The 12039-nt window shown below is 66.0% G+C and carries 10 protein-coding genes and 1 pseudogene; 8 read left to right on the top strand and 3 right to left on the bottom strand.

The window, feature by feature from the left end; genetic code table 11:
- Window positions 1-12 precede the first annotated feature (12 nt).
- The 6 genes and pseudogenes from rpmE to QO207_RS09710 all read left to right on the top strand — a co-directional run bounded on the left by rpmE (window position 13) and on the right by QO207_RS09710 (window position 5168).
- Entirely contained in the window at window positions 13-228 is a 216-nt protein-coding gene (gene rpmE / locus QO207_RS09735; protein ID WP_301532238.1) for a 50S ribosomal protein L31, read from the top strand.
- Between the two features lie 129 nt (window positions 229-357).
- Window positions 358-598 (top strand): annotated as a pseudogene (locus QO207_RS09730) (hypothetical protein); the annotation flags it as partial.
- Between the two features lie 2 nt (window positions 599-600).
- A complete protein-coding gene (locus tag QO207_RS09725) occupies window positions 601-2046 on the top strand; it encodes a M48 family metalloprotease (protein WP_301532357.1) in 1446 nt (481 codons plus the stop codon).
- A gap of 103 nt (window positions 2047-2149) precedes the next feature.
- Window positions 2150-3418: a malic enzyme-like NAD(P)-binding protein gene (locus QO207_RS09720; protein WP_301532237.1), complete on the top strand. Its 1269-nt coding sequence runs from the start codon at window positions 2150-2152 to the stop codon at window positions 3416-3418.
- Window positions 3419-3598: 180 nt separating this feature from the next.
- Window positions 3599-4369 carry a phosphatase PAP2 family protein gene (locus QO207_RS09715; RefSeq protein WP_301532236.1) on the top strand — a complete coding sequence of 257 codons (771 nt, stop codon included), beginning with the start codon at window positions 3599-3601 and terminating at the stop codon, window positions 4367-4369.
- 64 nt (window positions 4370-4433) lie between these two features.
- Complete coding sequence (locus QO207_RS09710) at window positions 4434-5168, top strand: ABC transporter substrate-binding protein (RefSeq protein ID WP_301532235.1); 735 nt, start codon at window positions 4434-4436, stop codon at window positions 5166-5168.
- 249 nt (window positions 5169-5417) lie between these two features.
- Here the strand turns inward: QO207_RS09710 and yccS are convergent, their stop codons facing one another.
- Both yccS and dbpA read right to left on the bottom strand, forming a co-directional pair.
- Window positions 5418-7613, bottom strand: coding sequence for a YccS family putative transporter (gene yccS, locus QO207_RS09705; RefSeq protein ID WP_301532234.1), 2196 nt, complete (start codon window positions 7611-7613; stop codon window positions 5418-5420).
- Window positions 7614-7814: 201 nt separating this feature from the next.
- Entirely contained in the window at window positions 7815-9191 is a 1377-nt protein-coding gene (dbpA, locus tag QO207_RS09700) for an ATP-dependent RNA helicase DbpA (RefSeq protein ID WP_301532233.1), read from the bottom strand.
- Window positions 9192-9512: 321 nt separating this feature from the next.
- Here dbpA and QO207_RS09695 point away from each other — a divergent pair, with 321 nt between their 5' ends.
- Together QO207_RS09695 and QO207_RS09690 are read left to right on the top strand one after the other, a co-directional pair.
- Window positions 9513-9722 carry a cold-shock protein gene (locus QO207_RS09695; protein ID WP_138213067.1) on the top strand — a complete coding sequence of 70 codons (210 nt, stop codon included), beginning with the start codon at window positions 9513-9515 and terminating at the stop codon, window positions 9720-9722.
- Window positions 9723-9844: 122 nt separating this feature from the next.
- On the top strand, window positions 9845-10357 hold the full coding sequence (locus QO207_RS09690; RefSeq protein WP_301532232.1) for a RimK/LysX family protein: 513 nt from the start codon (window positions 9845-9847) through the stop codon (window positions 10355-10357).
- Here QO207_RS09690 and mdtD read toward each other — a convergent pair whose 3' ends face one another.
- Window positions 10358-11794 (bottom strand): multidrug transporter subunit MdtD, encoded by a 1437-nt coding sequence (gene mdtD, locus QO207_RS09685; RefSeq protein ID WP_301532231.1) that lies wholly within the window; start codon window positions 11792-11794, stop codon window positions 10358-10360.
- Between the last annotated feature and the right edge of the window lie 245 nt (window positions 11795-12039).

Here is a 12039-nt window from a genome sequence, read left to right as displayed (position 1 = left end):
GAGGAAGAGACCATGAAACCGGAAATCCATCCCGCGTACGAAGATATCGAAGCTACCTGCAGCTGTGGCAACGTGATCAAGACCCGTTCCACCCTGTGCAAGGGCATTCACCTGGACGTCTGCTCCGAGTGCCACCCCTTCTACACCGGTAAGCAGAAAGTTCTGGACACCGGCGGCCGTATCGACCGCTTCAACCAGCGCTTCGCCATGTTCGGCAGCAAGAAGTAAGATCGATTTCCGAGAAAGGCCATCCATGGTTTTTCACGGTATCTCGAAGAAGGCGTCCCTCGTGGGCGCCTTTTTTATGGCCGTCCTTTTTTCCCTGGCCGACGGCCGCAGCGTCCGTCTGATTGGCATGGCCTGGGCTACCTTGTAGCTATCGCGCCGAACACCGATCTCACCGCCTGCCAGCAGGCTGTGAATCGAGGCGCGGCTGCTGAAGCAGTTCGATGATGCAACCCTGCGCGGCCTCGAAGGTCGACAGGTAGAGGCGCGCGGCTGGGTCATCGACCGCTCCGCGCGCGGTGGCGTAAAACCCGGACAGGCGCGCTGGATGCTGCCCTTGACCGACCCGGCGATGATGGAGGTATTGCCATGAGCTTGCGCTCGTTCGGAATCCTGACCCTGCTGGCGCTGCTGAGCGTGCTCGGCGGCTGCGCCACCAACCCGGCCACCGGCAAGTCTGACTTCGTGATGATGAGCGAGCAGAGCGAGCTGGAGATGGGCCAGAAGTACAGCCAGGAAATCCTCAAGCAATACCCGCGCTACGAGGACGAGAAGCTGCAGGCCTATGTCCAGCAGGTCGGCGAGCGCGTCGCCCGTGCCGGTGACCGGCCGCAACTGCAGTACCACTTCACCGTCATCGACACCCCCGACATCAACGCCTTCGCCCTGCCCGGCGGCTACATCTATATCCACCGCGGGCTGATGGCCTACCTCGGCTCCGAAGCCGAGCTGGCTGCGGTGCTCGGCCACGAGGTCGGCCACGTCACCGCCCGCCACAGCGTGCGCCAGCAGAGCCAGTCCAGCGCCTGGGGCATCCTCGGCCAGGCCGTGGCCATCGGCACCGGTGTCGGTGCGGCGGCGGACCTGACCAACGTGCTCGGGACCGCCTTCGTGCGCGGTTATGGCCGCGACATGGAGCTGGAGGCCGACGGCTTGGGCGCCAAGTACCTGGCCCGCGCCGGCTATGACCCCACTGCGATGATCCAGGTGGTGCGGGTGCTGAAGAACCAGGAAGACTTCGCCCGCGACGAGGCCGCGCGCAAGGGCCAGGCGGCCCAGCCGGTCGGTTACCACGGACTGTTCGACACCCATCCGGACAACGACGAGCGACTCAAGCAGGTGCTTGGCCCGGCCCAGGCGCTGGCCACCAGCGGCCAGCGCGAGGTCGACGTCGAGCGCTACCTGAAGGCCATCGATGGCATGCCCTTCGGCGACTCCGCCGCCAGCGGCGTGCGCCGCGGGCAGAGCTTCTACCACTCGGAGCTGGACTTCACCCTGACCTATCCGTCCGGCTGGGGCATCCTCAACCAGCCGACCGCGCTGGTGGGCTACACCGCCGACCAGCAGGCCTACATCGGCATGAAGCTGGTGCCCCGCGAAGGCCAGCTGACTCCGGCGGAATACCTGCGCAAGGGCGCTGGCGGGCGGTTATCGAACGAAGAAAGCTTCCAGCAGGCCGGCCTCGATGTCGCCACCGGCGTGGTGCCCGGCTCGCCGGCCCGCCGCGCTGCGGTGATCTACCAGAAGGACCACGCCTTCCTGTTCATCGGTGTGGTCAAAGGTCGCGCCTCGCTGGAAAGCGAGGACGACCACTTCATGCAGGTCATCCGCAGCTTCCGGCCCATGCGTGCGGACGAGCAGAAGCTCGCGCAACCGCGCCGGATCGCCGTCGTTCAGGTCAAATCCGGGCAGACTGTCGAGGAGTTTGCGAAGGCCGAATCCGGTCCGCAAACTGACTCGATAAATCGTATACGTTTATTGAATGACTTGTATCCAACTGGTCAGCCAAAACCGGGCGACTGGCTGAAAGTCGTACGCTAGAGGTCTTGACAGCAGGGGCTTGGGCTACCTTGGCAGGTGCGGGGTTTGTGCGTATGCTCGGACCCCCGTCTGTCCAACAAGCAACAAAAGCGGAAGTGCCCAAATGTCTGATCTCAAGACCGCTGCCCTCGAATATCACGCCCAACCCCGCCCCGGTAAACTGAGCGTCGAGCTGACCAAGCCGACCGTCACCGCCCGCGACCTGTCGCTGGCGTACAGCCCGGGTGTCGCCGAGCCGGTGCGCGAAATCGCGCGTGATCCGGAACTGGCCTTCAAGTACACCGGCAAGGGCAACCTGGTCGCGGTCATTTCCGACGGCACCGCCATCCTCGGCCTGGGCAACCTCGGCCCGCTGGCCTCCAAGCCGGTCATGGAAGGCAAGGGCGTCCTGTTCAAGCGCTTCGCCGGTGTCGACGTGTTCGACATCGAAGTCGACGCCGAGAGCCCGCAGGCCTTCATCGATACCGTCAAGCGCATCTCCATCACCTTCGGCGGCATCAACCTGGAAGACATCAAGGCACCCGAGTGCTTCGAGATCGAGCGCGCGCTGATCGAACAGTGCGATATCCCGGTCTTCCACGATGACCAGCACGGCACCGCCATCGTCACCGCCGCCGGCATGCTCAACGCCCTGGAAATCGCCGGCAAGAAGCTGGAAACCGCGAAGATCGTCTGCCTGGGTGCCGGCGCTGCCGCCATCTCTTGCATGAAGCTGCTGGTCAGCATGGGCGCCAAGGTCGAGAACATCTACATGATCGACCGCCAGGGCGTGATCCACGCCGGCCGCAACGACCTGAACCAGTACAAGGCAGTGTTCGCCACCGAGACCGACAAGCGCACCCTGGCTGACGCCCTCGACGGCGCCGACGTGTTCGTCGGCCTGTCCGGCGCCAACCTGCTGAGCCCGGAAGACCTCAAGCGCATGGCGGCCAACCCGATCGTCTTCGCCTGCTCCAACCCGGACCCGGAAATCAAGCCGGAACTGGCCCACGCCACCCGCGATGACGTGATCATGGCTACCGGCCGTTCGGACTACCCGAACCAGGTCAACAACGTACTGGGCTTCCCCTTCATCTTCCGCGGTGCCCTGGACGTACGCGCCACCCGCATCAACGAAGAAATGAAGATCGCCGCCGCCCTGGCCCTGCGTGACCTGGCCAAGCAGCCGGTACCCAAGGACGTGTGCGACGCCTACGGCGTGAGCGCCATCGAATTCGGCCGCGAGTACATCATTCCGAAGCCGATGGACAAGCGCCTGATCACCATCGTTTCCGATGCCGTGGCCAAGGCCGCCATCGAGACCGGCGTGGCGACCCTGCCGTATCCGAAGCACTACCCGCTGCAATCGGTGGAAGACGTCTTCAAAGGCTGATTCCGTCTGACCCGGAGAACCCCGCCTCGGCGGGGTTTTTCTTTTTCCGCTGAATGAAAAGAAGAGTTACCGATTAATGACTGAAGGCAGAGGCCTTCAGATTCGTCGCAACTATCCTTCCCGGCTCATGCATTGACGCGTCCGCAACCCCGGAGCGGTCGGGCGCATGGGGGGAACATCATGAATCGGACTTTGCTGGCAGTCGCCACCCTGGCGGCCAGCGCCGCGCTCATCGGTTGCGCAGGAGCACCGCAGATGAGCTGGGAGCGGGTGGGGGACTCGGCGCAGCGTGCCGTCACCAGCGCCGACGTCTGGGCCCCGGTGGCCGGCGCGGCGGTGATCGCCGCGGGCAACTGGGACCACAAGTGGCAGAAGTCGGCGAGCAATCACGACTGGTTCTTCGGCGGTGATGCCAACCAGGCCGCCGACCGCATGCTCAACCTGGCCACCGGCCTGAGCGTGGTGACCGCCCTGGTGGCTGCGCCCAAGGACGTCAGTGACGAGGAGAAATGGAGCTGGCGCGGGCGCAACCTGACGCTGCTGGCGGCGGACCGCTACGCGGTGACCGGTTTCGTCGAGGAGGCCAAGGAGTGGTCCGGGCGCGAGCGGCCGGACAAGATTCCCGACGACTCCTTCCCGTCCAAGCACACCGCCGTGACCGCCGTACACACCAGCTTCACCCGGCGCAACCTCGACTACATCGACATGAATCCGACCTGGCGCTACACCGCCAAGGCCGGGCTCTACACCCTCGATGGGCTGACCGCGCTGTCACGGGTGGAAGGCGACAAGCACTATCCCACCGACGTGCTGGTGGGCATGGCAGTGGGCAACTTCTTCGCCAACTTCACCTACAACCTGTTCCTCGAAGGCCCGGAAAGCGAGCGCTACAACGTTGCGGTGGTGCCCGAGACCGGCGGCATGAGCCTGCGCGCAGCGATGCTGTTCTGAGATTGGCGCGGCGGCGGGGGCAGCGGCTAGTCTTGCCGAAGCCTCCCTGTGGACGACGCCGTCGATGCCGCTACGCCTGCTGCTGATCCTCCTGTGCCTGTGCGCGGCAACGTCCGCGCGCGCCGGCGAGGTGCTGCGCGTTGCCGCCGACCGCTGGCCGCCCTACGCGGACCGCCAGCTGCCGGGCAACGGCGTGGCTGTGCGCCTGGTGCAGGCCGCGCTGACCCGCGCCGGCTATGCCAGCGAGTACGTCGAGGTGCCTTGGCCGCGGGTACTGCACGGGGTGGAGAACGGCGAGTACGACCTGGTGGCGGACGCCTGGTATTCGGCGGAGCGCGAGCGCTTCGGCGAGTACTCCGAGCCCTACCTGGTCAATCGCGTGCGCCTGATCAAGCGCCATGGCTCGTCCATCACCTTCAGCAAGCTGGCCGACCTCTACCCCTATCGTATCGCCATGGTGCGCGGCTACGCCTATTCCGCCGAGTTCGACGGCGACCCGAAGCTGCAGCGGGTACCGGTGTTCAGCTTCGTCAACGCCGCGCTGATGCTGCAGGCGGGGCGCGTCGACCTGACCCTGGAAGACGAGATCACCGCGCGCCTGCACCTCAACGGCGACCTCGCCGAGCTCAAGGGGCAGCTGGAGTTTCTACCGCTGCCGCTGACCGAGAACGGCCTGCATATCCTGGTCGGCCGGCACAATCCGCACCACGCCGAGATAGTCGCGGCCTTCAACAAGGCGATCCGCGAGATGCGCGCGGATGGCAGCTACGACGAGCTGATGCGCGAATACGGCTTGTAGGAACGGCGATGTTGTCCGGCGCGAGGCGGGCCCATCGCGGACGGAGTCCGCTCCTACGCAGCTTGAAGTTTCGGCGTCAGGCGGCTCCGCCTTGCTCCGCACCGAGCTCCATGTTCAGCAGGCCGCAGGGCGCATAACGCGCCAGCGTTATCCGCCGCGGTGCAATTGGCGGATAACCCGTTCCGGGTTATGCGCCCTACAAGGGTTTCGCAGGTGGAGTCCGCTCCTACGCAGCTGGAAGTTTCGGCGTCAGGCGGCTTCGACCTGCTCTGCGCCCAGATCCTTCTTCAGCAGGTGCGCCGCCAGGGTGCGCAGCGGCGTGAGCTGCCGGCAGATCAGTGCCAGTTGGGTCTGCACCAGGCGATGGGCGTCGTCCTGTTCTTCGGGCAGTTCTTCCAGGCGCTTGGCCAGCGCATCCTCCGCGTCGCTATAGATATCCACCGGACGCCGTTCGTTGAGCCGTGCGGCGATGTCGTCGAGGCTGCTGGTCAGGCGGTCGGCGGCCTCGGCGATGAGGTCGTCGTTGACGTCCGGCGGCAGCTGGTTGCGGTGCGCGCCGAGGGCGGAGAGGTAGCTGAGCAGGGTGTGCGAGAGCACCAGGAAGCGGAAGCCGATCTCCGCGTCCTTCCGGAAGTGGCCGGGCTCCAGCAGCATGKTCGACAGCGTGGTGGACAGCGTCGCGTCGGCGTTGTGCGCGTTGCGCCGGGCGGTGCGATAGGCGAGGTCGTCGCGCTTGCCGTTGGCGTACTGCTGCATGATCTCGCGCAGGTAGCGGCTGTTGCACGCCAGGGTGCCGCCGACCAGGCGGTGCAGGCTGCGCCCGTGCCAGTCGGGCAGCACAAGGAACACCGCGATGCCGGCGATCAACGCGCCGAGCAGGGTATCGACCAGGCGCGGCAGGATCAGCCCGTAGCCGTCGCCCACCTGGTTGAAGCAGAACAGCACCAGCAGGGTGATCGCCGCGGTCGCCAGGGTGTAGCGCGTGCTCCGCGTGGCGAAGAAGGCGACCCCGGCCGCCACCGCCAGCAGTGACTGGATCAGCGGGTTGGGGAACAGGTCGATCAGTGCCCAGCCTGCCACCAGGCCGACCAGGGTGCCAAGTATCCGCTGCACCAGGCGGATGCGCGTGGCGCCGTAGTTCGGCTGGCAGACGAACACCGTGGTGAGCATGATCCAGTAGCCCTGGGTCGGGTGGATCAGGTGCAGCATGCCGTAGCCGGCCGCCAGCGCCAGGGACAGGCGCAGGGCGTGACGGAACAGCAGCGAAGTCGGCGAAATCTGCAGGCGTATGCGTTCCAGTGCGTCCTTGAACGAGCGCGGCGAGCGGTCCAGCAGGGTGCTGTCCTGCTCGTCGTCGAGCATGTCCGGGTTGCTCGCGCCGCTGAGCTTGCGGTCCAGCGTGGTGAGGTTGGCCGCCAGTGCGCCGAGGGAGCGCAGCAGCCCGCGCCACGCCGGGTTGCCCTGCTGACGCAGGTAATCCAGCGAGGCGTTGAGGTCCGCCAGCGCAAGTTCGCTGTCGTTGTAGTCGAACGGCTGGCGCAGCTGGATCGCCTTCGCCAGCGCCTTGCATGCCTTGCCCTGCTGGTTGAGCAGGCGCTGGCAGCGGAACAGCACGTCGCTGTGGAAGAACGCTTCGGCCAGCTGGTTGTAAGGGTAGTGCGAGGAGCTGGCACGCTCGTGGACGTCCTGGGCGATGAAGTAGAGCTTCAGGTAACGGCTGATCTTCGGACTTGGGCGTCCGTGGGAGAGCCGCGCGAGGATGGTTTCCTTGGCCTGGTTGAGCGCCACCACGACCCGGCCGTTCTGCCGCGCCAGCGCCAGGCGCTGGGCTTCGACGTCGAGCTGGCGCAGCGGCTCCAGCAGGGTCGACTTGATCTTCAGGTACTCGCCCAGTTCGAGGAACAGCTTCGCCAGGCTCTGCTGCACCGGCTGGTTGGCGAACAGCGCGTTCCACAGCACCGAGAGCAGCCCGTACCAGCCGGCGCCGGCCACCAGCAGCAGCGGTTCGCGCCAGAAGTCGGTGGGTGTGCCGCCGCGCTGGTCGACGCCGATCATGGTGTAGATCGACAGGATCAGCGTGGCCGAGGCGATGGCTGCGTAGCGCTCGCCGAGGGCGCCGAGCAAGGTCATGGCAAAGGTCGACAGCGCGAGGCCGGCGACGAACAGCGGCGGGTAGGGGAACAGCAGCTCCACCGCCAGCGCGGCGATGCTGAAGCAGGCCAGGGTCACCAGCAGCGCCTGCAGGCGGCCGAGCCAGTGGTCGTCGGTTTCTGCCAGGGCGCTGGCGATGACGCCGAGGAACAGCGGGATCACCAGTTCCGGCCGACCCTGTAGCCAGCACGCGAGCATGACCCCGCTGAGGGCGACGAACACCCGCAGGCTATAGGCGAACTTGTCCAGCGCCCAGAGGCGCCGCAGGGACTGGAGCAGTGGCGAGGAAAACATGCGCGTGCGGGACTTCCGGATGTCTGCCGCTCAGACTAGCGGATCGCTCCGGGCGCGGCTATCGCGAGGGCGACAGCTTGGGTGCCGCCAGCGTAGGAGCGGACTCCGTCCGCGATAGGTTCGCCTCGCTCCGGATACCATCGCGGACGAAGTCCGCTCCTACGCGAGGGGAGAGGTCGGCGTGACCTGTAAGAGGCTGAGTCAGAGAATGCGCGCCTTGAACGAGCGGCCCTTGATCTTGCCTTCGTTGAAGTGCTTCAGCGCTTGCTTGGCGGAATCGCGCTCGATGGCGACGAAGGCCTGGAAGTCGAAGATGGCGATCTTGCCGACCTGGGCGCCCTTGAGCCCGGCGTCGCCGGTCAGCGCGCCGAGGATGTCGCCTGGGCGCAGCTTGTCCTTGCGCCCGCCGGCAATCGCCAGGGTGGTCATCGGCGGCAGCAGCGGGGCGTCGTTGGCCTTGAGGAAGTCGATGCGCTCCCAGTTCAGCGGCGCGCCCTGCAGGTCTTCGATGGCCTGGGCGCGGTTGGCTTCGGCGGGGGTTACCAGCGACAGCGCCAGGCCCTTCTCGCCGGCACGACCGCTGCGGCCGATGCGGTGAATGTGGATCTGCGCATCGCGCGACAGCTCGACGTTGATCACCGCTTCCAGCGCGGCGATATCCAGCCCGCGCGCGGCCACGTCGGTAGCCACCAGCACGCTGCAGCTGCGGTTGGCGAACATGGTCAGCACCTGGTCGCGCTCGCGCTGCTCCAGGTCGCCGTGCAGGGCCAGGGCGGAAATCTTGCGGGCGTTGAGCTGCTCCACCACTTCCATGCACTGCTGGCGGGTATGGCAGAAGGCGACGCAGGACTGCGGGCGGAAATGCTGGAGCAGGCGAACGACAGCATCGAGGCGCTGCTTCGCATCGATCTCGTAGAAGTGCTGTTCGATCTGGCTGTCGTCGTGCAGCGCTTCCACTTCCACGCGCTCGGGGTTCTTCAGGAACTTCGCCGCGAGCTGGTCGATTCCCTCGGGGTAGGTGGCGGAGAACAGCAGGGTCTGCCGGCGTGCCGGGGCCTGGCCGATGATGTCGGCGATGCTGTCGTAGAAGCCCATGTCGAGCATGCGGTCGGCTTCATCGAGCACCAGGGTGTTGAGGCCGTCGAGCTTCAGGGTGCCGCGGCGCAGGTGTTCCTGGATGCGTCCTGGGGTGCCGACCACCACGTGGGCGCCGTGCTCCAGCGAGCCGATCTGCGGGCCGAAGGGCGTGCCGCCGCAGAGGGTCAGCACCTTGATGTTGTCGGCGGCGCGGGCGAGGCGGCGGATTTCCTTGGCCACCTGGTCGGCCAGTTCGCGGGTCGGGCACAGCACCAGCGCCTGACAGCCGAAGTAGCGCGGATTCAGCGGGCTGAGCAGGCCGATGCCGAAGGCCGCGGTCTTGCCGCTGCCGGTCTTGGCCTGGGCGATCAGGTCGCGTCCCTTGAGGATCGCCGGCAGGGCGGCGGCCTGGATCGGCGTCATCTCGCGATAGCCGAGAGAGTCGAGGTTGGCCAGCAGGTCGGCCGACAGCGCGAGGCTGGAAAATGCAGAGGTGGTCACGAAGGAAACCCGGGTGAATCCATATGGCCGCGCAGTGTAGCAGGAGAGCACCCTTCGCAGGGCTGAGAAGCTGATATGGCAAGGGTTTGCGGCCGCTCGTCCGAATTCCCCGAAGCGCCTGGATCGGGTTTTTCCAAGAGATTCGCTTTCCGCAGATTTTTGTCGTAGAGTTTCCGGACTGTGTTTGCATGGGTCGCCGTCGATCGTGACCTGATGCGGTCGGTTATTCCACCCCGTCCTGCTCGACTCCTTGTAACTCCTTGCAACTCAGTTCCTGGCCATTCGTGGCTAATTTTAAAAATACGTTCCAAGGAGAACACCATGTCGAATCGTCAGAACGGCACCGTCAAGTGGTTCAACGAGACCAAAGGCTACGGCTTCATTACCCCGGAAAGCGGCCCGGACGTATTCGTTCACTTCCGCGCCATTGAAGGTACCGGCTTCAAGACCCTGGCCGAAGGCCAGAAGGTCACCTTCGAAGTCGTGCAGGGCCAGAAAGGCATGCAGGCCGAGCGCGTACAGGTAGCCTAAGCGCTTCCTGGCGTCAGCCAAGAAAACCCCGGGTGGAAACATCCGGGGTTTTTTATTGCCTGAGTACTGATTGCCTATAGTGCCGGTATCCGTGCCGACATCGCTTTCCGGAGTTGCCATCCATGCCCTCGAACCCCTTCCGCCTGCTGCTTGCCGGCCTGCTTGTTTGCGGTACTGCCGTCGCCGCTGACGCGCCCGCCCAGCCCGCCACCTGGGGCTGGGTCGAGACGCTCACGCTGATGCMCGAGCAGGCGCCGCTCAAGGCCAAGCTGGACACCGGCGCGCAGACCTCGGTGATGGATGCGCGCAACATCACGCGTATTCGCAAGAATGGCGAGCGCTGGGTGCAGTACGACGTGATGATCACCGACCCGGCCTCCGGCAAGGAGCAGCGCCTGCCCTTCGAGCGCCGCGTCGAGCGCGTGCTGAAGTTCAAGACCGATACCGGCGTCGAGCGCAGCCCGGTGGTGCTGATGGACGTTTGCCTGGGCGGCAAGGTCTACCGCGAGCAGTTCACCCTGCGCGACCGCCAGACCCTGGACTACCCCGTGCTGCTCGGCCGCCGCACCCTGGAACACCTGGGCCCGGTGGACGCGTCGAAAAGCCAGACCGTCGCGCCCACCTGCAAACCCTGATCAGTGCTCGTTGACGCCGTGCTCGGGCTCGACCCGGCGCGGCGTGGTGCGGCCATCCTCGGCGTTGAGCTGGAAGAAGATCGCCGCGGCCAGCATCGACAGCGCCCCGACGCTGAAGTAGGTCGCGTGGAAGGCTGACAGCACATCCCCTTGGGCGCTTTCCGGGTCGGCGTTGAAGCCGCCCAGCAGCGCCGCCGCGCAGGCGATGCCCATGCCGATGGACAACTGCATGACCACCGAGAGCAGGCTGTTGCCGGCGCTGGCATTGTCGTCGCGCAGGTCGATCAGGGTCAGGGTGTTCATCGCGGTGAACTGCAGCGAGTTGATCCCGCCCAGCACCGCCAGTTGCACCAGCAGCAGGGCATAGGGCGTGTTCTGGTCGACCAGGCCGAGGCTGGCGATCATCGCCCCCATGAGCAGCGTGTTGCTCACCAGCAGCTTGCGGTAGCCGAACAACTCCAGCAGCGGCTTGGCCAGCGACTTGATCACCATGGCGGCCAGGGCCATGGGGATCATGGTCATGCCCGCGCGCGACGGTGAAAAGCCCAGGCCGACCTGCAACAGCAGGGGCGTGAGGAAGGGCAGCGAGCCGCTGCCCAGTCGCGCGAACAGGTTGCCCAGCACGCCGACGGCGAAGGTGCGGGTGGCGAACAGTGCCGGCGGGAACAGCGGCGACTCGATGCGCAGCGCGCGCAGCCAGTAGGCCGCCAGCAGCACCAGCCCGCCTACCAGCAGCAGGACCACGCGCACGTGGGGCATGTGAAGTTCGCCCAGGCCTTCCAGGGCGATGGTGATCAACACCATGGCGCCGCCGAAAAGCAGGAAACCGATCGAGTCGAAGCGCGTCGCCCGCACGCCGTGCAGGTCTGGCATCAGCCGTAGGGCGACGATGAAGCCGAGCAGCCCCACCGGCAGGTTGATCAGGAAGATCCAGTGCCAGCTGGCGTACTCCACCAGCCAGCCACCCATGGTCGGGCCGGCCAGCGGGCCGAGCAGGCCGGGGATGGTGACGAAGCTGAGGATGCGCACCAGCTCCGTGCGCGGGTACACGCGCAGGATCACCAGGCGCCCCACCGGCATCATCAGCGCGCCGCCGATACCTTGCACCACGCGGGCGCCGACCAGGGTGCCGAGGCTCGGCGACAGCGCGCAGAGCAGCGAGCCGAAGCTGAACAGGAAGATCGCGAAGAGGAACACCCGGCGGGTGCCGAAGCGGTCGGAAATCCAGCCGGAGGAGGGGATCAGCAGCGCCACCGTGAGCAGGTAGGCGATCACCACGCCTTGCATGCGCAGCGGGTCCTCGTCCAGCGAGCGGGCCATGCTCGGCAGCGCGGTGTTGAGGATGGTGCCGTCCAGCGCCTGCATGAAGAAGGCGATGGCCACCAGCCAGGGCAGCAGGCGGGCCACGCGGGGCGTGAGGATGAAGGGTTCGCTCATGGTCGGTCCGTCGGGCGGGAATGGCTCTAGCTTAGGGAATCTTTGACGGCCATGGGAGAAATCGGTCGCTGTGTTGCGGCCGGATTATCTCGTTGGCAATGCTCAACGGATTGTACGAATGGCCCCGCGACACAACTTGCGCGCTGCGGGAAAGTTCAGGGCCACAGGCTGCAAGACAGTCTTCGCCGCAGCACCGTGAACCTCTGCCGGCTTTGCTCTGCGGCGCCGGACAGGGCGGAACATTG

The organism is Pseudomonas sp. CAN1, assembly GCF_030462585.1.
Classification (GTDB): domain Bacteria; phylum Pseudomonadota; class Gammaproteobacteria; order Pseudomonadales; family Pseudomonadaceae; genus Pseudomonas.
The sequence above is the reverse complement of the archived record's forward strand: the minus strand, read 5'-3'. Positions and strand labels throughout refer to the sequence as shown.